The sequence below is a fragment of the Stenotrophomonas sp. TWI1151 genome (genome assembly GCF_039673135.1).
Taxonomy (GTDB): Bacteria; Pseudomonadota; Gammaproteobacteria; order Xanthomonadales; family Xanthomonadaceae; genus Stenotrophomonas.
The window spans coordinates 37,556-57,545 of the sequence record NZ_JBDJLA010000002.1; the positions used below are offsets into that span (position 1 = coordinate 37,556).

At 66.3% G+C, this 19,990-nt stretch carries 18 protein-coding genes; 10 read left to right on the forward strand and 8 right to left on the reverse strand.

Translation table 11 applies throughout. The features are described from left to right. Positions 1-3: 3 nt before the first annotated feature. The 3 genes from ABE422_RS04340 to ABE422_RS04350 all read left to right on the forward strand — a co-directional run bounded on the left by ABE422_RS04340 (position 4) and on the right by ABE422_RS04350 (position 2,202). Positions 4-927 (forward strand): LysR family transcriptional regulator, encoded by a 924-nt coding sequence (locus ABE422_RS04340; RefSeq protein WP_313211285.1) that lies wholly within the window; start codon positions 4-6, stop codon positions 925-927. A 61-nt stretch (positions 928-988) separates the two neighbouring features. Beyond that, entirely contained in the window at positions 989-1,615 is a 627-nt protein-coding gene (leuE, locus tag ABE422_RS04345; protein WP_346462800.1) for a leucine efflux protein LeuE, read from the forward strand. A gap of 185 nt (positions 1,616-1,800) precedes the next feature. After that, a complete protein-coding gene (locus ABE422_RS04350) occupies positions 1,801-2,202 on the forward strand; it encodes a hypothetical protein (protein WP_070474169.1) in 402 nt (133 codons plus the stop codon). On the opposite strand, the gene ABE422_RS04355 is transcribed toward ABE422_RS04350, so the two are convergent. After that, entirely contained in the window at positions 2,168-3,067 is a 900-nt protein-coding gene (locus ABE422_RS04355) for a LysR family transcriptional regulator (RefSeq protein WP_346482555.1), read from the reverse strand. The genes ABE422_RS04350 and ABE422_RS04355 overlap by 35 nt on opposite strands. Before the next feature lie 100 nt (positions 3,068-3,167). Between ABE422_RS04355 and ABE422_RS04360 the strand changes: the two genes are divergently transcribed. The 3 genes from ABE422_RS04360 to ABE422_RS04370 all read left to right on the forward strand — a co-directional run bounded on the left by ABE422_RS04360 (position 3,168) and on the right by ABE422_RS04370 (position 6,234). After that, positions 3,168-4,163, forward strand: coding sequence for an aldo/keto reductase (locus tag ABE422_RS04360; protein ID WP_313211282.1), 996 nt, complete (start codon positions 3,168-3,170; stop codon positions 4,161-4,163). Positions 4,164-4,264: 101 nt separating this feature from the next. Further along, positions 4,265-4,675: a hypothetical protein gene (locus ABE422_RS04365; protein WP_313211281.1), complete on the forward strand. Its 411-nt coding sequence runs from the start codon at positions 4,265-4,267 to the stop codon at positions 4,673-4,675. Between the two features lie 146 nt (positions 4,676-4,821). Further along, positions 4,822-6,234 carry an amino acid permease gene (locus tag ABE422_RS04370; RefSeq protein WP_313211280.1) on the forward strand — a complete coding sequence of 471 codons (1,413 nt, stop codon included), beginning with the start codon at positions 4,822-4,824 and terminating at the stop codon, positions 6,232-6,234. A 125-nt stretch (positions 6,235-6,359) separates the two neighbouring features. Here ABE422_RS04370 and ABE422_RS04375 read toward each other — a convergent pair whose 3' ends face one another. Together ABE422_RS04375 and ABE422_RS04380 are read right to left on the reverse strand one after the other, a co-directional pair. Beyond that, positions 6,360-7,610 carry a dipeptidase gene (locus ABE422_RS04375; RefSeq protein WP_346482556.1) on the reverse strand — a complete coding sequence of 417 codons (1,251 nt, stop codon included), beginning with the start codon at positions 7,608-7,610 and terminating at the stop codon, positions 6,360-6,362. Positions 7,611-7,729: 119 nt separating this feature from the next. Then, complete coding sequence (locus tag ABE422_RS04380) at positions 7,730-8,899, reverse strand: class I SAM-dependent rRNA methyltransferase (RefSeq protein ID WP_313211278.1); 1,170 nt, start codon at positions 8,897-8,899, stop codon at positions 7,730-7,732. A gap of 414 nt (positions 8,900-9,313) precedes the next feature. On the opposite strand from ABE422_RS04380, the gene ABE422_RS04385 reads away from it, so the two are divergent. Both ABE422_RS04385 and ABE422_RS04390 read left to right on the forward strand, forming a co-directional pair. Continuing rightward, positions 9,314-10,273 carry a TerC family protein gene (locus ABE422_RS04385; protein ID WP_070474178.1) on the forward strand — a complete coding sequence of 320 codons (960 nt, stop codon included), beginning with the start codon at positions 9,314-9,316 and terminating at the stop codon, positions 10,271-10,273. A gap of 97 nt (positions 10,274-10,370) precedes the next feature. Further along, positions 10,371-11,153, forward strand: a complete 783-nt coding sequence (locus ABE422_RS04390; protein ID WP_070474180.1) for a rhomboid family intramembrane serine protease — start codon at positions 10,371-10,373, stop codon at positions 11,151-11,153. A gap of 113 nt (positions 11,154-11,266) precedes the next feature. Here ABE422_RS04390 and ABE422_RS04395 read toward each other — a convergent pair whose 3' ends face one another. The 5 genes from ABE422_RS04395 to rpmH form a co-directional block, all read right to left on the reverse strand. Continuing rightward, positions 11,267-12,325 carry a glycerophosphodiester phosphodiesterase gene (locus ABE422_RS04395; RefSeq protein WP_346482641.1) on the reverse strand — a complete coding sequence of 353 codons (1,059 nt, stop codon included), beginning with the start codon at positions 12,323-12,325 and terminating at the stop codon, positions 11,267-11,269. Positions 12,326-12,455: 130 nt separating this feature from the next. Beyond that, the gene (mnmE, locus tag ABE422_RS04400; protein ID WP_313219799.1) at positions 12,456-13,799 is read right to left on the reverse strand and encodes a tRNA uridine-5-carboxymethylaminomethyl(34) synthesis GTPase MnmE; all 1,344 of its coding nucleotides are present in this window, start codon (positions 13,797-13,799) and stop codon (positions 12,456-12,458) included. Positions 13,800-13,907: 108 nt separating this feature from the next. Continuing rightward, positions 13,908-15,605 (reverse strand): membrane protein insertase YidC, encoded by a 1,698-nt coding sequence (yidC, locus tag ABE422_RS04405; protein WP_088435262.1) that lies wholly within the window; start codon positions 15,603-15,605, stop codon positions 13,908-13,910. Then, on the reverse strand, positions 15,605-16,096 hold the full coding sequence (rnpA, locus tag ABE422_RS04410; RefSeq protein WP_313211276.1) for a ribonuclease P protein component: 492 nt from the start codon (positions 16,094-16,096) through the stop codon (positions 15,605-15,607). The genes yidC and rnpA overlap by 1 nt, the downstream gene beginning before the upstream one ends. Before the next feature lie 5 nt (positions 16,097-16,101). Next, positions 16,102-16,242, reverse strand: a complete 141-nt coding sequence (gene rpmH / locus ABE422_RS04415; protein WP_006404565.1) for a 50S ribosomal protein L34 — start codon at positions 16,240-16,242, stop codon at positions 16,102-16,104. Positions 16,243-16,495: 253 nt separating this feature from the next. Here rpmH and dnaA point away from each other — a divergent pair, with 253 nt between their 5' ends. Both dnaA and dnaN read left to right on the forward strand, forming a co-directional pair. After that, on the forward strand, positions 16,496-17,830 hold the full coding sequence (gene dnaA / locus ABE422_RS04420; protein ID WP_046272260.1) for a chromosomal replication initiator protein DnaA: 1,335 nt from the start codon (positions 16,496-16,498) through the stop codon (positions 17,828-17,830). A 276-nt stretch (positions 17,831-18,106) separates the two neighbouring features. After that, positions 18,107-19,207 carry a DNA polymerase III subunit beta gene (dnaN, locus tag ABE422_RS04425; protein ID WP_019184048.1) on the forward strand — a complete coding sequence of 367 codons (1,101 nt, stop codon included), beginning with the start codon at positions 18,107-18,109 and terminating at the stop codon, positions 19,205-19,207. The last annotated feature ends 783 nt before the right edge of the window (positions 19,208-19,990 follow it).

Here is a 19,990-nt window from a genome sequence, read left to right on the forward strand (position 1 = left end):
GGAATGAAAATGATCCGGTTCGACGACCTCGCCCTGTTCGTCCGCACCGCCGCGCTGGGCAGCTTTTCCAACGCCGCACGCGAGGCGGATCTGCTGCCCGGCCAGGTTGCTGCGGCGGTGGCGCGGCTGGAACGCGAGCTGGACCTGCGCCTGTTCGTGCGCTCCACCCGCAGCCTGCGCCTGACCGCCGAGGGCGCGCTGTACCTGCCCTATGCGCAGGAGGTGCTGGCCGCGCTGCGCGAGGGCGAGGCCCGGGTGCGTGGCGAGGATGCCGAACTGCGCGGCACGCTGCAGGTGGCCGCCCCCTCGGATCTGGGCCGCAACCTGCTGCTGCCATGGCTGACCGAGTTCCGCGCCGCGCACCCGAAGCTGCAGCTGCGCCTGCAGTTGTCCGACCAGGTGGCCGATGTGTTCCGCGATCCGGTCGACATCGCCTTCCGCCTGGGCCGCTTCGACAACGCCAGCTATGTCGCCCTGCCCCTGCTGCCCGGCAATCGCCGGGTGCTGGCCGCATCACCGGACTACCTGGCCCGGCACGGTACGCCGGACAACCTGGAAGCGCTGAAGGAGCACCACTGCCTGCTCTATCAACTCGCTGGGCGTGCCTATGACCGCTGGAGCTTCGAGGCCGATGGTCGGCGCACGGTGATCCCGGTGCGCGGCAACATGGTCTGCGACGATGCCGACGTGGTCCGGCGCTGGGCAGTGGCGGGGGAAGGCATCGTGTTCAAGTCGTGGCTGGATATCTGCGCCGATGTGCAGGCCGGGCGCCTGCAGGTACTGCTGGACGGGGCCGGCGACAGTCTTCCGTTGAACCTGGTGTGCCCGCACCGCAAGCAGTTCTCGCCCGCCATCCGGCAGCTGCATGCAATGTTCGCGCAACGGCTGCAGCCACTGCTCGCCGGGTTGCCGGCCGGCGCGCGCTGACGCTATCGCCCGGCGCGCGGCTGCCGGACAATGCCCCTCCCCCCGTAGTCGAGTCGCCGCCATGCCGTGGATGGGCATCCAGGATCTGTGGACCTTTGTTGCTGCCGTGCTGGTGTTCCTTGCACTGCCGGGCCCAGGCACCTTCACCCTGCTCACCGCCACCGGGCGCGGCGGGGTGCGCGGCGGTTACACGGCGCTGTTCGGCCTGCTGCTGGGCGACCAGATCCTGATGTGGCTGGCGGTAGCCGGTGTGGCGGCGCTGCTCAAGGCCAACCCGCTGGTGTTCCACGCGGTGCAGTACCTCGGCGCGGCGTACCTGGTGTGGATCGGCATCGGCCTGCTGCGCGCACCGCGCGCCCAGGGCGAGGAAGGTGGCATCCGCCTCACGCCGGGCCACTACTTCCGCCAGGCGGTGCTGATCAACCTGCTCAACCCGAAGGCGATCATCTTCTACATGGCCTTCCTGCCGTTGTTCATCGATCCGGCACGGCACCAGGGTGTGGTGACGTTTGCGACCATGGCGCTGATCATCTTCGTCATGGGGCTGGCCTACTGCTCGGTGCTGATCGGGGTGGGCAACCTGCTGCGCCGTCGGATTCTGCAGCACCCGCGTGTCGGGCTTTGGCTGAGGCGGGTCGCAGGGGTGTTCCTGGTCGGGTTCGGTGTGCGGCTGGGCGCGAGCGGCTGAACCCTTGCAGGCCGGCAGGGTGCACGATGACAGCGCGCGTCGTGTTCGGCTGCGGATAGGCAGCATCATCGCGACGCTCGGTTTTCATTCAAACATTGAGATTCCCCTGCGTACCGGCGAGGTGTCCAATCGGCGCCATCGTCCAACGTCGCCTCACCGGCGCGTGCGCAACACTGCGGGGACCCATGCCGCCACCTGTCTACTTCGTGCAGCACCTGAGCGGTCATGACGAGCGCCTGCTCGGCATGCACACCCGGCGCATCGATCTGGCCCATCCCGCCGTGACCCGCATCGTCGCGGGGCTTCAGCCGCTGGACCGGATCGATCTGCGTACGTGCCTGTTCGACTGCCACGCCAGCCTGGTGCTTGGGCTGCGCCATCGCATCGCCGAGGCCGAAGCGGCGGCGCAGGGCTGGCGTCTGTTCGATGCCGACGGCGTGTTGTGCTGCAAGCGCTTCCCCGGGGATGCGCAGGTGATCTATCCACAGGGCCATCCACCGCAGGCAGACTGGGCACGCGCCCTGCTGCCCGGCACCGGCCCAGCCGCGCGCGTCAGCGCCGCATCGCCTCACGCAGGTGGTCGATGAACACCCGCAGCTTGGGCGCCATCTGCTCACGTGCCGGGTAGTAAACGTGGAAACCGGCGAACGGCTGCTGCCAGTCCTGCAGCACGCACTGCAGCCGGCCGGCCGCCACGTCGCCGGCGTACAGCGCCTCGAACCCCTGGGCCAGGCCAATGCCCCGGGTGACGGCGGCATGGATCAGCCCGGCGTCGTTGAACACCAGCCGGCCCGCCACCTCGACCTCGAAATCGCGACCCTCGCCGGTGAACTCCCACGCCATCCGCCGGCCGGTGCTGAGCCGGTGCACGATGCACTCGTGCGCGACCAGGTCGGCCGGGGTCGCGGGCACGCCGTGCATGGCCAGATAGTCCGGCGTGGCCACCACCACCTGGCGTTCCAGCGGCCCGATCGGCACCGCGATCATGCCGCGGGCCAGGCTTTCGCCCAAGCGGATCCCCGCGTCGAAGCCGCCGGCGACCAGATCGGTCAGCGCGGTTTCCACGAACAGCTCCACCTCGATCTGTGGATAACGCGCCAGGAAGCCGGGCAGGTGCGGCAGCACCAGCAGTTCGGCAGCGATCCGCGGCACGTTGATGCGCAGCTTGCCGGCGGGGACATCGCGCACCTGGTCCAGGTCGTCGAACGCGGCGTCGATCCGGGCCAGGCCCTCGCGTACCTGCGCCAGGAAGCGTGCGCCCTGCTCGGTCAGGCCGACCCGGCGCGTGGTCCGGTGCAGCAGCCGCACGCCAAGGTGGGCCTCCAGCGCACGCACCGTCTGCGAGAGCGCCGAGGGCGATACGCCCAGCTCGTCGGCGGCCCGGGTGAAGCTGGCATGGTGCGCGACGCGGGCGAAGGCAACCACGGCGGGCAGGGGATGCTGAGCGCTCATTGTGAAGGCTTGCTTCAAAGACGATGCAGGAGCGGCCAGTTTATCCACATAGTCCGCAGGAGGATGCTGGTCCTGTTCCTTCCCTTCCCCGGAGTACTTCATGCAGACCCGCACCCTTGGCCGTGATGGCCCCACCGTTTCCGCGCTCGGCCTGGGCTGCATGGGCATGAGCGCCTTCTATGGCGGCCGCGGCAGCGATGCCGACGCGATCGCGGTCATCCATCGCGCGCTGGAACGCGGCGTCACCCTGCTCGACACCGCCGACATGTACGGCCCGCACACCAACGAGGTGCTGGTCGGCAAGGCGATCGCCGGCCGCCGCGACCAGGTGTTCCTCGCCACCAAGTTCGGGATCAGGCTGGAGCCGAGCGACACCGCCGCGCGCAGCGTCGATGGCCGCCCCGAGTACGTGATCGCCGCCTGCGAGGCCAGCCTGCAGCGGCTGGGCGTGGACCACATCGACCTGTACTACCAGCACCGCGTGGACGGCACGGTGCCGATCGAGGACACCGTGGGGGCGATGGCGCGGCTGGTCGAACAGGGCAAGGTGCGCTTCCTCGGCCTCTCCGAAGCCTCGGCAAGCACGATCCGCCGCGCCCATGCGGTGCATCCGATCACCGCGGTGCAGACCGAGTACTCGCTGTGGTCGCGCGATCCGGAAGCCAACGGTGTGCTGGCGACGGTGCGCGAGCTCGGCATCGGCTTCGTGCCCTACTCGCCGCTGGGCCGTGGCTTCCTGACCGGCGCGATCCGCAGCCCGGCCGATTTCGACGCCGATGACTACCGCCGCCAATCGCCGCGTTTCCAGGGCGAGAACTTCGACCGCAACCTGGCGCTGGTCGACGCGGTCACCGCGATGGCCAAGACCCAGGGCGTGAGCCCCGGGCAGCTGGCCCTGGCCTGGGTGCTGGCGCAGGGCGAAGACCTGGTGCCGATCCCGGGCACCAAGCGGCTGGCCTATCTGGAAGAGAACCTCGGCGCGCTGCAGGTGCAGCTGAGCGCCGACGCGCTGGCCCGGATCGATGCGATCTTCCCGGCCCATGCCGCCGCCGGCCCGCGTTATGCCCCTGCGGCCATGGCAACGTTGAACCGCTGACCTCCACCGGCCGGATCGGCATGCTCGATCCGGCCGAGGCTGCCGACAGCGTGCGCGGGGGAGGACAATGGCCCTCTTTCTGCCTGGTTGGACCCTGCCCCATGCGCTGGCTCGCCCCGCTGTTGCTGCTGCTGGCCATCGCGCCGGCACACGCCGATGAGATCCGCTGCCTGACCGGCGGCAGCCGCCAACAGATCCACCTTGAATGGAAACTCCCCGAGGGCACTGCCGACGGTGAGCGGGTCAGCCATGTGCGTTACGCCGGCAAGACCGCGTGGCTGCGGCTGACCCTGGCCTCGCAGGAGAGCACCGTACTGGCCGAGGATCGCCCTTGGCAGTTCGATACGGTGTGGGACGAGCACCTGGACGGCAAGGTCATCGGCCACTATGCGATCAGCACCCAGGGCGCGCGCATCTATGGCTTCTCCTACACCAACGCGCGGACGGGCCAGCAGACCGTGTTCGGTGAAGACGTCGGTGCGATGACCGACACGGGCTGCCACTGGGAATGAGCGTCCGGCCTTTGTGCCGGTTTCGTCACCTTCGCCTCAGTCATGCGGGCCGTGCAGCCGCTTACGACGCTTGGCAGTAGTAATGCTGCGCCGCGTTCGGTAAAACTCGCAGACTTGTCGTTCACAGTCATCCACCGCGAGGCCCCATGTCATTGCTCCGGCGCAAGTCCCTAGACACTGTCACCGTCCATGAAGCCGGCAGGCAACTGATCCCGACCCTGAGTTGGCCGCACCTGATCGCGCTGGGCATCGGCGCCATCGTCGGCACCGGCATCTACACCCTGATCGGTGTCGGCGCGAACCTGGCCGGCCCCGCGGTGCTGATTTCCTTCGCCATCGCCGGCGCGGTCTGCGCCTGCGCGGCCCTGTCCTATGCCGAGCTGTCGACGATGATGCCGGCCGCCGGCAGCGCCTACACCTACAGCTACACCGCCCTGGGCGAGGTAGTGGCCTGGGTGGTCGGCTGGAGCCTGATTCTGGAGTACTCGCTGGTGGTGAGCACGGTCGCGGTCGGGTGGTCCGGCTACGCGGTCGGCTTCCTGCACGGCTTCGGGATCGACCTGCCCTTGATGCTGACCGCCGGCCCCCACGTGGAAGGCGGCTTCATCAACCTGCCGGCGGTGCTGATCACCTTCCTGGTGGCCGGCATGCTGATGGCCGGCACCAAGGAAAGCGCGACCCTCAACGCAGTCCTGGTGGTGATCAAGATCATCGCGCTGACCGTGTTCGTGGCGATCGCCCTGCCGCACTTCGATACCGGCCACATGGAGCCGTTCATGCCGTTCGGCTTCGTCAAGTCGCTGGGCGCCGATGGCGTGGAACGCGGGGTGATGGCGGCCGCCGCGATCATCTTCTTCGCGTTCTACGGCTTCGATGCGATCTCCACCGCCGCTGAAGAAACCAAGAAGCCCGAGCGCGACCTGGCGATCGGCATCATCGGCTCGATGGTCGGTTGCACCATCATCTACGTGCTGGTGGCGCTGGCCGCCGTGGGTGCGATGAGCTACACGATCTTCGGCCAGAGCGCCGAGCCGCTGGCGCTGATCCTGCGCGAGCTGGGCAGCCCGGGTGCGGCCAAGTGGATCGGCGCTGCCGCCGTGATCGCGCTGCCGACCGTGCTGCTGGCCTTCCTGTACGGCCAGAGCCGCATCTTCTTCGTCATGTCGCGCGATGGCCTGCTGCCGCGCGGTCTTTCCAAGGTCAGCGCGCGCACCGGCACGCCGGTCGCCACCACGCTGTTCACCGCGGTGCTGGTGGCCGCGCTGGCCGGCGTGGCACGTCTGGACGAGATCGCCGCGCTGGCCAACGCCGGCACGCTGGCCGCGTTCACCGCGGTGGGCCTGTGCCTGGTGGTGCTGCGCAAGCGCGAGCCGAACCGCGTGCGCAAGTTCCGCACGCCGCTGGCCTACGTGGTCGGCCCGCTGGCGGTGATCGGCTGTGTGTACCTGTTCTTCAGCCTGCCGAGCACCACGCAGTTGTACTTCCTGGCGTGGAACGTTCTGGGCCTGATCGCCTACTTCGCCTACGGGCGTCGCAATGCGGTCCTGGGCAAACGCTGAGCTATCGCGCCGGCCACCGGGCCGGCGATGAGCGGGGGTGAAAAAGGCAGGCCCAGGGCCTGCCTTTTTCGTTGTTGGCACCGGTGACACCGCCCTGCCGGGCAGCGCGCGACGCGCCACTGGCCTCAGCGTTTGGCGGCGGCGACCTTGGCCGCGTGATCCTGCGCCTGCTGCATGACGCGCAGCAGGTTGCCGCCCCAGATACCGGCGATCTGTTTCTCGCTGTAGCCCTTGCGCAGCAGCCACGCGGTGATCTTCGGCAGCTGGCTCACGTCGGGCAGATCGGCCAGGCCGCCGCCGCCATCCCAGTCCAGCCCGATGCCCACGTGTTCGGGGCCGACCACCGTGAGGATGTGCTCGAAATGCGCGAAGAAATCGTCGAGCGTGGCCTTGCGCAGCGGAATGCGCTGGTCGATTTCCTCCAATCCCTTCTTCAGCGCGACACCCTGCTGGATGCTCATGCCGTCGTAATCGGTGCCCAGCTGCGCCATCAGCGCCGTCTCGGCCGCCTTGCGCGCCTCACTCTTGGCGGTGTCGATCAGATAACCACCATAGGCGTTGACCTGGATCACGCCGCCGGCCTTGGCCAGCCGCTTCAGACGCGCATCGTCGAGGTTGCGCGGATGGTTGTAGATCGCCTTGGCCGAGCTGTGCGAGAGCACGAACGGCACCGGCATGCGCTCGATCAGATCATCGAACACCGCATCGGCGGCATGCGACTGATCGATCACGATGCCCAGCCGCACCGCTTCATCCACCAGCGCCTTGCCGGCCGGACTCAGGCCCTTCCACTCGGTGCCCTTGGGATCGGTGGCCGAATCGGCGAACTCGTTGTTGGCGAAATGCACCGTGCTGAGCAGGCGCAGGCCGGCCAGGTGGTAGTAGCTGAGCAGTGTGGGATCGTCGACCAGCGGGCTGGCGTTCTCCATGCTGATGTAGACCACGCGCTTGCCGGCGGCCTTGATGCGCGCGGCATCGGCGGCGGTCAGCGCAAGCTGGAAGGTGTCCGGATGCGCGGCGAGCATCTCGCGGATCTCGGTCAGCCGCAGCAGGCCGGCATCGCGGTCATGCTGGTGCGCCTGCGCGCTGCGGTCGCCCTGATCGGTGTAGATCGCCCAGAAGCCGCCGTCGAGCGCGCCTTCGACCATGCGCGGGTAGTCCACCTGCGACAGTGCGTTGTGGTCGTGCCGCTGGGTGATGTCGAAGCCGGCGCGGTGGAAGTTGGCCGGCGTATCCAGATGGCTGTCCAGGGTCAGCAGCCGCTGCTGCAGCGTGGACGCCCTGGCCAGTTCCTGCGGGGTGAAGTCGACCGCGTGGGCGGCCAGTGGCGTGCACAACGCCAGCGAGACCAGCAAAGACAGACTGCGCAACGTCATGACGCCTCACCTTGGGTTGTAGAGCCACGCCATGCGTGGCTGGGCTTGATCTGGCCCGCGAAGCCACGCATGGCGTGGCTCTACGGTCCCGGGTTCAACGGGTCTGGCCCGGTCAGACCTCAATCCACCACGCGGCAGAACACCGCCTTGAGATACCGCGATTCCTGCACGTGGGCCATGAACGGGTGATCCGGACCGGCGCCGGCCACCTTCAGGATCTGGATGGTGCGGCCGGCGTAGAAGGCGGCGCGGCGCAGCATGTCCAGGAACTGATCTTCGGCCACCAGGCCGGTGCACGAGAACGTGGCGAGCAGGCCACCGGGCTTGACCACCCCCAGCGCCAGCTTGTTCATGTCCAGATACTTCTTCAGCGCGGTGATGACCTGATCGCGGTCGCGGGTCATCTTGGCCGGGTCCAGGATCACCACGTCGAACTGCTCGCCGCGGTTGGAAGCATCGCGCAGCCACGGGAAGATGTCGGACTGGATGAACTTCGGGCGCACGTTGTTGAGCTTGGCGTTGCCCTTGGCGATGGCGATAACGTCTTCATCGATGTCGATGCCGACCACCTCGGCCGCGCCGCGCGCGGCGGCGTACACCGCAAAGCCACCGGTGTTGCAGCACAGGTCCAGCACGGTCTTGCCTTCCACCTGCTGGCTCAGCCATTGGCGGTTCTCACGCTGATCGGCGAAGAAGCCGGTCTTGTGCGCACCGGCCGGGTCGGCGCGGAACTTCACGCCGTACTCGGTGATCACCGAGGCTTCGGTGGTGGTGTTGCCGTGGAAGTCGAAGCTTTCCTGCTTCTGCACGTGTTCGTCGGCGAAGCTGTGGAAACGGCAGCCCGGGAATTGTTCGCGCAGGGCTTCATACACCCACTCGCGGTGGCGGAACATGCCGGCGGCGAAGAATTCGACCACGACCAGGTCGCCATAACGATCCACGACCAGGCCGGACAGACCGTCACCTTCGCTGTGGACCACGCGCCAGGCATCGGAGATCTCGTCCAGCTTGAGCACCTCACGGCGCAGCGACACCGCCTGGGCGATCTTGCGCGAGAACCAGCCGGCGTCGACCGGGATGCCCTGATCGGTCTCCAGGATGCGCACGGCAATGCGCGAATGACCGTTGTAGAAGCCACGCCCGATCCACTCGCCGTCCACGCCGACGACGTCGACGATGGCACCGGGTTTGGGACGGACGGCCGGCTTTTCGACCAGTTTCTGGAAGATCCACGGGTGGCTGGAGCGCCAGGCGTTCTTGAGGCGGACAACGGGGGCAGGGGTATTCATGGGCGTATTGTAAACGGGAAGCCTGCAGCCCTCGGCGCTGGGAGCGACGCCGCTGGCGCTCTGGTAGTGACGGCCGCTGGCCGTCAGCGCGCTAAACCCGGCCGCTACGTGGTTGATGGCCAGCGGCCGTCACTACCGGTTGGGGCGTTTCGTTCAGCCGCACCGGGGCATGGAAAGGATTTGACGCCGGCCCCGGCACCCCGCAGAATCGGCCCCAGAAGGGGAGTAGCTCCCAGACGTTGTCGCCGTCAATTCGAGCCCGCAGGCTCCGGTGCAACGGCAGTCCCACCCATCGGGACTGCGAGCGAGACCTTCGCCGTATGGCGAAGCTCTGTCCCTGGATCCCCCCGATCCTCCGTTGCAGATCCTCGCCATCCGGCTTGAGGCAATCTATTTTTCCAACGGATAAACCCAATGCAGACGATCGGTAATGTGTGGTTGTGGGGCGGCTTCGGCGCGGTGGTGATCATCGCGCTGCTGGTCGACCTCGTCTTGATGCGACACGGCGGCCCCCACAAGGTCACCTTCAAGGAGGCCCTGTGGTGGTCCATCGGCTGGGTCGCCCTGGCCCTGGCCTTCAACGGTGGCCTCTGGTATTACCTGAACGAGACTGCCGGCCAGGTGGTGGCCAACAAGGTCGGCCTGGAGTTCCTGACCGGTTACCTGGTCGAGAAAGCCCTGGCGGTGGACAACATCTTCGTGTTCCTGATGATCATGGGCTACTTCGCGGTGCCCGAGGAACAGCGTCAGAAGGTATTGATCATCGGCATCCTGGGCGCGATCGTGCTGCGTACGATCATGATCTTCGCCGGCAGCGTGCTGCTGACCAAGTTCCACTGGCTGCTCTACGTGTTCGGTGCGTTCCTGCTCTTCACCGGTTGGAAGATGTGGTTCTCGGCCGGCAGCGAGCCGGATCTTGAGACCAACCCCGCCCTGCGCTGGATGCGCAAGCACCTGCGCCTGCTGCCCGACTATGCCGGCAACGCCATGAGCGTCATGCGCGATGGCAAGCGCTGGTTCACGCCGCTGTTCGTGGTGCTGATCCTGATCGCGGTCACCGACGTGATCTTCGCGGTGGACAGCATCCCGGCGATCTTTGCCATCACCACCGACCCGTTCATCGTGCTGACCTCCAACGTCTTCGCGGTGCTGGGCCTGCGCGCGATGTTCTTCCTGCTGGCCGGCATGGCCGATCGCTTCCACCTGTTGCCGTACGGCCTGGCCCTGGTGCTGGCCTTCATCGGCATCAAGATGATGCTGATCGACCTCTTCAAGATCCCCACCCCGATCTCGCTGGGCGTGGTGGCGGTGATCATCGCCGCGACCGTGGTGTTGAGCCTGAAGAACCCGCCGAAAGAAGGCGGCCACGCCTGACCGACCGTGCCGCCTGCGGGATTGTCCCGCAGGCGGTACCTCTCTCTCCCACGACGTTGCCCTTGTGTTCATCCGGGGCGACGCCATCCCTAAGGGTATGAACGCCAACCTGCCCCAGCCCACCGGCGCGCCGCCGGTTCCGTCCCGCAACGACCGTGGTGGTGTACTGCGGGCGTTCAACCTGAGCCTGGCCTTCGTGGTGCTGCTGGTCGCGGTGTATACCGCCCAGGGCCACTTCGACTGGCGTCCGTGGGCCGTGGCCCCGCTGGACAAGGCCGGCCTGCTCGGCATTCTCGGTGCACCGCTGCTGCACGGCTCGATCCAGCATCTGGGTGCCAACGCGGCAGCCCTGCTGATCCTCGGCACCCTGGCCGGCAGCGTGTATCCCAAAGCAACGCTGCGCGCGCTGCCCCTGCTGTGGCTCGGCTCGGGCCTGGGTGCCTGGTTGCTCGGCGATCTGGGCAGCCGCCATCTGGGCGCCAGTGGCATCACCCACGGCCTGATGTTCCTGGTGTTCGTGCTCGGCCTGCTGCGCCGCGACCGGCCAGCGATCGCTGCCGGGCTGATCGCCTTCCTGTTCTACGGCAGCATGCTGCTGACCATCCTGCCGCACGAGCCGGGCGTGTCCTGGCAATCGCATATGGGCGGTGCCTTCGCCGGCATCATCAGCGCGCTGCTGTTCCGCCTCTCCGACCCGATGGCGCCGCGCAAACGCTACAGCTGGGAGGATGAGGAAGAGGACGACATCGAGGCAGCGCGCGACGCCGATCTGGAGCCGCCCTCCCCGACCCGCGTGCCGGTGCTGTGGCAACCGCGCGAGGGCCGCGACTTCGTGGTGCTGCCGTTCCGGCGGCGCGATGAAGGGTCATCGCTGGATTGACCGGCGACGCCATCTGATGGCATGCCGGGGTAGAGCCACGCCATGCGTGGCTGCCGTGCGCCGGACATTCCGATATCGCGCCGATCACGATCGTACCGACCAACGGTCGGTACCTACCGGCTCGCCGGTGCGCCATCCCCATCCACCGCACGCCTGCCCAGCGCCGGGTCATCGGTGAAGAAGGCATCGATGCCGGTGGCCAGATAGGCCCGCATCTCGGCGACCGAACCTTCCGCGTTGCGGGTATTCGGCTCGCCGCTGCGGAACTCCGCGGCCTGGAAGTAGTTTTCCGGCCGGAACGTATACGGCACCACCATCAAGCCGGCCGCATGCGCATCACGCACCAGGGAGGTCGGGGTGCCGAGCTTCCCCTGCGCGTCCAGCGGAATGACCATGCGCAGGCTTGGGCCGATGCCGTCGGCATAGGTGGCCACGTCGCGCAGCCCGGCCGGGGTGATCAGGTCGGCATAGCGCTGGCTGCCCTTGGCCGCGAGTACATCACCGGGCTGCTGCTTGGGATCGCCGAGCAGCTGCAGCAGGCGGATATTGCTGTCGCGGCCGAGCTTGCCGCGCAGGTAACGCAGGTTGCCGACCTCGAAGGACTGGATCGTCACCGGCGCCACGCGGGTATAGGCGTTGCCCTGCAGCGTGGCCAGCACCTTGTCTTCCATCGGCAGGCCGATGCCCTTGAAGTAGGTGCCGTGTTTGATCTCGGGCACCAGCCCGATGCCGCGGTTGGCGCGGCCGGCCTGCTGCACCAGGAAGGCGATGATTTCGTCCAGCGTGGCGATGCGGAACTGGCCGTCGAACGCGGTGCTGCGCAGCTGCGGCAGGCGCTCGCGGGCGTACAGCGTCTTCAGTTCGGCCAGGCTGAAGTCTTCGGTGAACCAGCCTTCGATGCGCTCGCCGTCGATGGTCTTGACGGTCTTGCGGCTGGCGAACTCGGGGTGCGCGGCCACATCGGTGGTGCCGCCGATCTCGTTCTCGTGCCGCGATACCAGCACGCCGTCCTTGGTCATCACCAGGTCCGGCTCGATATAGTCGGCGCCATCGGCGATGGCCTGCGCGTACGCGGCGAGCGTGTGCTCGGGCAGCAGCGCACTGGCGCCGCGGTGGCCGTAGACGGCGGCCCTGGCCGGCGTGGAGGAAGACGATTCAGCGCTCATGGCCATCGATGGTGCCACGGCCAGCGACACCAGCAACACACCTCCCCACAACTGCTTGGACACTGCAAACCCCTGTCGATAAAGAACCCGGTCAGTCTGCTGCAAGGCTGTGACAGCGCGAAGAAAGGCCGCGTGCCTACTTCCCGATACAGAAGCTCGAGAAAATCCGCCCCAGCAGGTCATCGGCGCTCATCCGCCCGGTGATCTCGCCCAGCGCCTCATGGGCCAGGCGCAGTTCCTCCGCCGCCAGCTCCAGATGCTCGTGGACCAGCTCCGATTCGGCGCGCTCGGCATGGCCGATGGCCTGGCTGATCGCCTCGACGTGGCGGGCGCGCGCGGAGAACTCACCGTCTACGCTGTCGCCGGCACTGCCGCTGGCCAGCGCGCGCAGGCGTGCGTGCAGCTGATCCAGGCCGAGGCCGGTCGCGGCCGAGACATGCACCACGTCTGCACGAGCGTCGGACGGCATCGCGGCCAGCAGATCGCTCTTGTTGTGGATCCACAGCTGCTGCGGCACATCGTCGATGCTGTCGCCCACCGCGTCGCGGCCGGCCTGCGGATCGCGTGCATCGACCACCACGATGGCCAGGTCGGTGCGCTGCATCTCCACGCGCGCCCGGCGCATGCCTTCGCGCTCGATCGCGTCGCCGCCGTCGCGCAGGCCGGCGGTGTCGACCAGCGTGAGCTCAAGACCGTCGATGCGGATGGTCTCGCGCAGGGTGTCGCGGGTGGTCCCGGCGATGTCGGTGACGATCGCCCGTTCACTGCCGGCCAGCGCATTGAGCAACGAACTCTTGCCGGCGTTCGGCGGCCCGACCAGCACGGCGTGCAGGCCGTCGCGCAGTTTGCGGCCGCGTTCGGCATCCTCGCGGAGCCGGATCAACGCCTGCAGGGCGGTGACCAGGCCACTGCGCACCTGCGCCCCGCCGAGGGTATCGAGCGGTTCGTCGGCGAAATCGATTGCCGCCTCCACGTGGATCCGCAGCAGAACAAGCTGTTCTGCGACCTCGTCCACACGGCGCGAGAACACGCCGTCCAGCGAGCGGCGCGCCGCGCGCGCTGCGCGGGTATCGCTGGCAGCGATCAGGTCGGCGATCGCCTCGGCCTGGGCCAGGTCGAGCTTGCCGTTGAGGAAGGCGCGCTCGCTGAACTCACCGGGTCGTGCCTGGCGTGCGCCCAAGGCAATGCAGCGCGCGACCAGCTGCTGCAGCACCACCGGGCTGCCGTGCCCCTGCAGTTCCACCACCTCTTCGCCGGTGAAGCTGTTCGGCGCCGGGAACCACAGCGCGATGCCGTCGTCGATCACCTCGTCGCCCGCATCGCGGAAGCGCGCGTAGTGCGCATGCCGTGGCTGCATCGCGCGCACGCCGATCGCCTCGGCGATGGGCCGCGCCTGCGGGCCGGACAGCCGCAGCATGCCGACGCCGCCAGCGCCGGGCGCGGTGGCGATGGCCACGATGGTGTCGGGGGCATGGGTCATGTCGGGCTCACTGCAGGGTACGGGGAATCAGGGGGCATTCTACGGACCGCACGGTTGGCCGGGCCGCAGATGCAGGAAACCCGCCTTGCGGCGGGTCTCCTGTGTGGCTTACTTCTTGGCGGTGACGACCGGCAGCGGATCGCTGCCATGACGCTTGGTCATCCACCACTGCTGGAGCAGGCCCAGGCCGCCGTTGACGACCCAGTACAGCACCAGACCGGACGGCATGAAGGCCATCATGACGCCGAACACCAGCGGCATCAGCTGCATCATCTTGGCCTGCATCGGGTCCATGCCCGGTGCCGGGGTCAGCTTCTGGGTGGCCCACATCACCGCCACGTTGATCACCGGCAGGATGAAGTACGGGTCACGTGCGGTCAGATCCTGGATCCAGCCCAGCCACGGGGCCTGGCGCAGTTCCACCGATTCCACCAGCACCCAGTACAGCGCGAAGAAGATCGGCATCTGGATGAGGATCGGCAGACAGCCGCCCATCGGGTTGATCTTCTCTTTCTTGTAAAGCTCCATCATCGCGGTCTGGAACTTCTGGCGGTCATCGCCATAGCGTTCCTTGAGCTGCGCGATGCGCGGCTGGAAGCGACGCATCTTGGCGCCGGACTTGTACTGCACGGCCGAGAGCGGATACAGCACCAGCTTCAGCAGCACCACCAGGCCGACGATCGCCCAGCCCCAGTTGTTGACGACCTTGTGGACCTGGTTGAGGACCCAGAACAGGCCCTGGCCGATGATCGCCATCAGCGAGAAGCGGCTGTAGTCGACCACGCGGTCCAGGCCCTTCACGTCTTCCTTGGCAATCAGGTTGACCAGCTTCGGGCCGACCCACAGGCGGGCTTCGGTGCTGACCTGCTGGCCCGGGGCCACGGTGAAGGCCGGGCCACGCGCTTCGATCTGGTCGCGGCCGTTGTTCTGCGCCAGCGAGTACTGCGCGGCCTGGTCGGCCTGCGGAATCCACGCGGTGAAGAAGTGGTGCTGCAGCATCGCCAGCCAGCCGCCGGTGATGGTGCGGTTGAGGTGGCCGTCGTCCAGGTAATCCTTGAACGCGCGACGCTCGTAACCGTCCTGCGGGCTGAACCAGGTCGCGCCGTTGAAGCTGAACGAGTCCGGGTTGGTCATGCTGCGCGAGAGGATGGTCGGGGTGCGGTCCAGGGTGCGGAACACGTAGCCGCTCCACGGGGCGCTGCCACCGTTGACCACTTCATCCTTGACCGTGATCGCGTACTCGTTGCGACCCAGCGAGTAGGTGCGGCGGATGGTCACGCCGTTCGGGCCGGTCCATTCGAAAGGCACCGTGACCTCGTCCTGGCCCTTGGCCAGCACGAAGTCGTGGTTGTCGCCGACCAGCTTGAAGCCGTTGGCGGCCGGCACCGGCATGGTCTTGTCTTCGCTGATCCAGCCACTCACCGCGCGGTACGGGTGGGTCGCTTCTTCGGTCAGCAGGCGGACCGGCGGGCTGCCTTCTTCCTTGGTCTGCGGGAACTGCAGCAGCTCGGCATCCAGCACCGTGCCACCGTCCAGCACCAGACGCAGGACGTCGGTGGTGATGGTCACGCGGGCCGGACCGGCCTCGGTCTGTGCGGCCGGCTGTGCCGCCGGCAGGGAACCGTCCGCCTGGGGCACGGGCGCACCGGGGATGCTGCCGGCAGCCGCACCGGGCACGCTGGCCTGGGTAGTCTGGGTGGCCACGGCCGGGGTCGGCGGCGCGGCTTTATCGCGGCCCCACTCCATCCACAGCAACACGGCCACCATCAGCCAGGCAAAAATCAGGAAAACGCGGGTCTGGTTCATCAGCGTGCAGGCTCGACGGGGCCGGCACGCAATGCCGGCTCGGACTGGGAAAGGGGTGCAACGCCCAGGGGCGGCGGCATTGTGCCGTCCGCGCCCGGCATGGGCAATGCGCCAAGGCGGCGCAACAGGCGTTCAAAGGCCTGGCGGAGTTCTGAATTGCTGGCGGTACGGGCGGCACTGCGGGCAACGACGACGTAATCGCCGGCACTCATCCACGGCCGTACGTGGCGTGTGGCATCGCGCAACACACGCTTCACTCGGTTGCGACCCACGGCTCGGGGATCGACTTTGCGCGACACCGCAAGACCCAACCTGGCTGGCGTATCGCTCTTCAGCCAGTGCAGGGTCATCAGCGGATCGGACACACGGCGGGCGCCGTTGAAGACCGTTGTATATTCGGCACGCGTACGAACCCGCGCAGAGCGAGGAAATCGCTTGCGCGGGTCGGAACTGCTCACAGTCAGGATTGCGTCTGCCGCGGAAAGCGGCATTGCAATCAAGCGCTCAGGACTTTACGGCCCTTGGCGCGGCGACGCGACAGGATCTTGCGGCCGTCAGCGGTCTTCATACGGGCACGGAAGCCATGGTCGCGCTTACGCTTGAGGTTGCTGGGTTGGAAAGTGCGCTTGGTGGCCATGCGGGCCTCTATATGAAGGGGACGGAAAGAACCGGAAATTCTATAGACCTCATCGAGGTCCCGTCAAGTGTCTGTCACTACGGGAATTCACCGGGCTGTGCAATAGCTGTGGATCGTTTTGTGAATAACTTTGGGACAACCATTCCCGGCCCCCCTCGTCGGTGGTAGTCTGCGCCATCCATTCTTCCCCCCTTCCGGCCTGCGGTGCGGCGCTTTTGTTCGCCTATCCGCTGGCCCCAGACGATTATTGCCGATGGATGCCTGGTCTCGTTCTCTCGAACGCCTCGAAGCGGAGTTTCCGCCCGAGGATGTTCACACCTGGTTGAAGCCGCTGCAGGCAGATCTGCGCGCGGACAGCCTGGTGCTTTATGCGCCAAACGCCTTCATCGTCGACCAGGTGCGCGAGCTGTATCTGCCGCGCATCAAGGAGCTGCTGGCGCACTTCGCCGGTTTCGGCGACGTTTTTCTTGAAATCGGCTCGCGTCCGCGTCCGGTAGAGGCGCAGATCGCGCCGATTCCGGGCCTGTCCGCACCGGCGGCGCCGGCCGAACCGCTGGTGCCGTTCGCCGGCAACATGGATTCGCACTACACCTTCGCCAACTTCGTGGAAGGCCGCAGCAACCAGCTGGGTCTGGCTGCGGCGTTCCAGGCGGCGCAGAAGCCGGGCGACCGCGCCCACAACCCGTTGCTGCTGTACGGCGGGACCGGCCTGGGCAAGACCCACCTGATGTTCGCGGCCGGCAATGCGATGCGTCAGGCCAATCCGGCGGCCAAGGTGCTGTACCTGCGTTCGGAACAGTTCTTCAGCGCGATGATCCGTGCGCTGCAGGAAAAAACCATGGACCAGTTCAAGCGCCAGTTCCAGCAGGTGGACGCGCTGCTGATCGATGACATCCAGTTCTTCGCCGGCAAGGACCGTACCCAGGAAGAGTTCTTCCACACGTTCAACGCCCTGTTCGACGGCAAGCAGCAGATCATCCTGACCTGCGACCGGTACCCGCGCGAAGTCGAGGGCCTGGAAGCACGGCTGAAGTCGCGCCTGGCCTGGGGCCTGTCGGTGGCGATCGAGCCGCCGGACTTCGAGACGCGTGCAGCGATCGTGCTGGCCAAGGCCCGCGAGCGTGGCACCGATATCCCCGACGATGTGGCGTTTCTGATTGCCAAGAAGATGCGCTCCAATGTCCGCGACCTCGAAGGTGCGTTGAATACCCTGGCCGCACGCGCCAACTTCACCGGCCGTGCGATCACCACTGATTTCGCCCAGGAAACCCTGCGCGACCTGCTTCGCGCCCAGCAGCAGGCGATCAGCATTCCCAACATCCAGAAAACCGTGGCCGACTACTACGGGCTGCAGATCAAGGATCTGCTGTCCAAGCGTCGGACCCGGTCGCTGGCCCGTCCCCGTCAGGTTGCCATGGCCCTGACCAAGGAACTGACCGAGCACAGCCTGCCGGAAATCGGCGACGCCTTTGCCGGCCGGGACCACACCACGGTGCTGCATGCCTGCCGGCAGATCCGGACGTTGATGGAAGCGGACGGCAAGTTGCGGGAAGACTGGGACAAGCTGATCCGGAAGTTGAGCGAATGATGCATGTACGCCGCTAAGGCGTCATCGCATAAAACGGTGCAGAATCCGGTAGTAAGCGCGGGATAGGTTGTGGATAAAAAAGCCGCTCGATTCGGCGGTAAAGTTATCCACACCTTTCCCCACCCCTTGGGGGCTAGTAATGCAGAGGGTTTCGAGGTCAAAAACCCTATTGTTTACAAAGGCTTAGTCGTGTTTTCCCGCGATTCTGGCCCTACCAGCACCACCAAGCTTTTGATTTATTCCACATTTTTTTAAAGCATAGGGGCACGGAACCACATGCGTTTCACACTGCAGCGCGAAGCCTTTCTCAAGCCGTTGGCACAAGTCGTCAACGTGGTCGAACGCCGCCAGACCCTGCCGGTTCTGGCTAATTTCCTGGTTCAGGTCCAGAACGGACAGCTCTCGCTGACGGGTACGGACCTGGAAGTGGAAATGGTGTCGCGGATCGCGGTGGAAGATGCCCAGGACGGCGAGACCACCATCCCCGCCCGCAAGTTGTTCGAGATCATCCGCGCCCTGCCCGACGGCAGCCGGATCACCGTCTCGCAGACCGGTGACAAGATCACCGTGCAGGCCGGGCGCAGCCGCTTCACCCTGGCAACGCTGCCGGCCAACGACTTCCCGTCTGTCGACGAAGTCGAAGCGACCGAACGCGTGGCCATCGGCGAAGCGACCCTGAAGGAACTGATCGAACGCACCGCGTTCGCGATGGCCCAGCAGGACGTGCGGTACTACCTCAACGGCCTGCTGTTCGACCTGCGTGGCGATGCCCTGCGTACCGTGGCGACCGACGGTCACCGCCTGGCGCTGTGCGAAACCGAGCTGGAAAAAGCCAGCGGCGCCAAGCGTCAGATCATCGTGCCGCGCAAGGGCGTGACCGAGCTGCAGCGTCTGCTGGAAAGCGGCGATCGTGAGATCGAGCTGGAAGTCGGCCGCAGCCACGTTCGCGTCAAGCGCGACGATGTGACCTTCACCTCCAAGCTGATCGACGGCCGGTTCCCGGATTACGAGGCTGTGATTCCGATCGGTGCCGACCGCGAAGTGAAGGTGGATCGCGAAGCCCTGCGTGCCTCGCTGCAGCGCGCTGCGATTCTGTCCAACGAGAAGTACCGCGGCATCCGCGTGGAAGTCTCGCCGGGCAACCTGAAAATCAGCGCGCACAACCCGGAGCAGGAAGAAGCCCAGGAAGAGATCGAGGCCGATACCACGGTCAGCGATCTGGCCATTGGCTTCAACGTGAACTACCTGCTGGACGCGTTGTCCGCACTGCGCGACGAGCACGTCGTGATCCAGCTACGCGATTCGAACTCCTCTGCCCTGGTCCGTGAGGCCAGCAGCGAGAAGTCACGTCACGTGGTGATGCCGCTGCGTCTGTGACCTGCGAGGTGTAGGTTCCACGTGGAACCGAGTGGTTCTGAGAAGCCCGGCATTGCCGGGTTTCTTTTTGGGCGAGAGAACGATGTTCCACGTGGAGCATTCTTTTTTCGCGGTGCGTTTGTGGCGTGGCCGTACCGTTCGGCTGATCCTGTGGCGCATCCGCAACGCTCGCGAGCCGGAGGACACGCAGCGAGCGGGACTTTGGCAACGAGCCCCACGAGGTGGTGACCACGTTTGCTCCGGCCCTTCGGTTGGTGCGGCACGGGGCCAGAGAGCGAATGGCGGCGGACGGCTGCCGCGCGTGTCGATTCTGCATACGTCAGCCGAGCGAACTGCGCCAACTGCACGTCCGCTCCGAAGCGCTGCGGTACCCGGCTTTTTGGCCGCTGGATCACAGCTCTATGCTTTTAAAAACTGTATATAAATCTAAAGCTTGGTGGTGGTGGTAGGGCCAGATTTGGTTGAAAAGTAGGTTAAGTGGTTGGTTTTAAAGAGGAATATAGGCCTGAAACCCCCGGTAAAACAGGGTCTGAGCCTGGGGGTGATCCTGTGGATATCTTTCGAGGCCGTTCAAGAGGCCCTTTTTATCCACAGATTGCCCATAGGCTGTGCATAAGCCATACAGAGCGGGTGTGGACAGTCTCGTTTGGGTCTGCGCGAGCTGCTCGGGTTCTACGCTTCGGCGATTCGACCTCACGTCCAGATTTCAAAAAAAACAGGGGACCGGCCGCGTCCTGGCTCGCAAGGCGGGCAAAAAACGGTGCGAATTCGTTGAAATCTGCA

Coding starts and splice junctions, on each gene's coding strand:
- ABE422_RS04395 (WP_346482641.1), bottom strand. CDS start 12,325: ATGGCCATGAGCGCTGAATCGTCTTCCTCCACGCCGGCCAGGGCCGCC.
- rnpA (WP_313211276.1), bottom strand. CDS start 16,096: ATGCCGCTTTCCGCGGCAGACGCAATCCTGACTGTGAGCAGTTCCGAC.
- ABE422_RS04390 (WP_070474180.1), top strand. CDS start 10,371: ATGAACGCCAACCTGCCCCAGCCCACCGGCGCGCCGCCGGTTCCGTCC.
- ABE422_RS04360 (WP_313211282.1), top strand. CDS start 3,168: ATGCAGACCCGCACCCTTGGCCGTGATGGCCCCACCGTTTCCGCGCTC.
- dnaA (WP_046272260.1), top strand. CDS start 16,496: ATGGATGCCTGGTCTCGTTCTCTCGAACGCCTCGAAGCGGAGTTTCCG.
- rpmH (WP_006404565.1), bottom strand. CDS start 16,242: ATGGCCACCAAGCGCACTTTCCAACCCAGCAACCTCAAGCGTAAGCGC.
- dnaN (WP_019184048.1), top strand. CDS start 18,107: ATGCGTTTCACACTGCAGCGCGAAGCCTTTCTCAAGCCGTTGGCACAA.
- ABE422_RS04375 (WP_346482556.1), bottom strand. CDS start 7,610: ATGACGTTGCGCAGTCTGTCTTTGCTGGTCTCGCTGGCGTTGTGCACG.
- leuE (WP_346462800.1), top strand. CDS start 989: ATGCCGTGGATGGGCATCCAGGATCTGTGGACCTTTGTTGCTGCCGTG.
- yidC (WP_088435262.1), bottom strand. CDS start 15,605: ATGAACCAGACCCGCGTTTTCCTGATTTTTGCCTGGCTGATGGTGGCC.
- ABE422_RS04380 (WP_313211278.1), bottom strand. CDS start 8,899: ATGAATACCCCTGCCCCCGTTGTCCGCCTCAAGAACGCCTGGCGCTCC.
- ABE422_RS04365 (WP_313211281.1), top strand. CDS start 4,265: ATGCGCTGGCTCGCCCCGCTGTTGCTGCTGCTGGCCATCGCGCCGGCA.
- ABE422_RS04385 (WP_070474178.1), top strand. CDS start 9,314: ATGCAGACGATCGGTAATGTGTGGTTGTGGGGCGGCTTCGGCGCGGTG.
- ABE422_RS04370 (WP_313211280.1), top strand. CDS start 4,822: ATGTCATTGCTCCGGCGCAAGTCCCTAGACACTGTCACCGTCCATGAA.
- ABE422_RS04350 (WP_070474169.1), top strand. CDS start 1,801: ATGCCGCCACCTGTCTACTTCGTGCAGCACCTGAGCGGTCATGACGAG.
- ABE422_RS04355 (WP_346482555.1), bottom strand. CDS start 3,067: ATGAGCGCTCAGCATCCCCTGCCCGCCGTGGTTGCCTTCGCCCGCGTC.
- ABE422_RS04340 (WP_313211285.1), top strand. CDS start 4: ATGAAAATGATCCGGTTCGACGACCTCGCCCTGTTCGTCCGCACCGCC.
- mnmE (WP_313219799.1), bottom strand. CDS start 13,799: ATGACCCATGCCCCCGACACCATCGTGGCCATCGCCACCGCGCCCGGC.